The organism is Serratia sp. ASV30, assembly GCF_016428815.1.
Lineage (GTDB): Bacteria > Pseudomonadota > Gammaproteobacteria > Enterobacterales > Enterobacteriaceae > Chania > Chania fonticola_C.
Genome location: NZ_JAELTL010000187.1, coordinates 1 through 500, shown reverse-complemented (window position 1 = coordinate 500; position 500 = coordinate 1). Strand labels below are relative to the sequence as shown.

The 500-nt window shown below is 55.4% G+C and carries 1 protein-coding gene; it reads right to left on the bottom strand.

The genetic code is table 11. The features are described 5' to 3' along the window. Positions 1-500 (bottom strand): condensation domain-containing protein (locus JHD74_RS26030; RefSeq protein ID WP_199063912.1); only part of this gene is annotated, 500 nt, incomplete at both ends.

Sequence of the window (500 nt, the reverse complement as noted above, 5' to 3'; positions counted from 1 at the left end):
CGTTCATTCAACTGCCGATAGGTCAGGCTCACCCCCTCAAACACCAGTGCGATATTCTCTGGGGTTCTTGCTACCTGCGCCTCGAACATTTCGTGGATCGTCATATCCCGTGGGTAATCGCATTCTGTGCGGTTCCCCTGGCAGATGATTTGCTCGTATTGCGCCGTATCCAGGTACTGGAGCTCCGCAAGGGAACGCCCCTGCCTGCACAGCGTACCCAGTTGGCGCAGGATATGCTGATAGGTCGCAATGTAGTTCCGCATCGTTTGCCCGTTGAACAGGGCCGTCGCATAGTTGAAGACGCCACCGATCGCCTCTTCACTGTCGTCCAGCATCACGGTCAAATCGAACTTCGCCGCCCGATACGCCCCTTCTTGCGCGTCATACTGCTCGAACAGGCTTTCTCCTTCGGTACGTCCTGTGGCGCCAAACGATTGGAGACTGAACATCACCTGGAATATCGGGTGCCTTGAACTGTCCTTTTCCGTTTTCAGCACTTC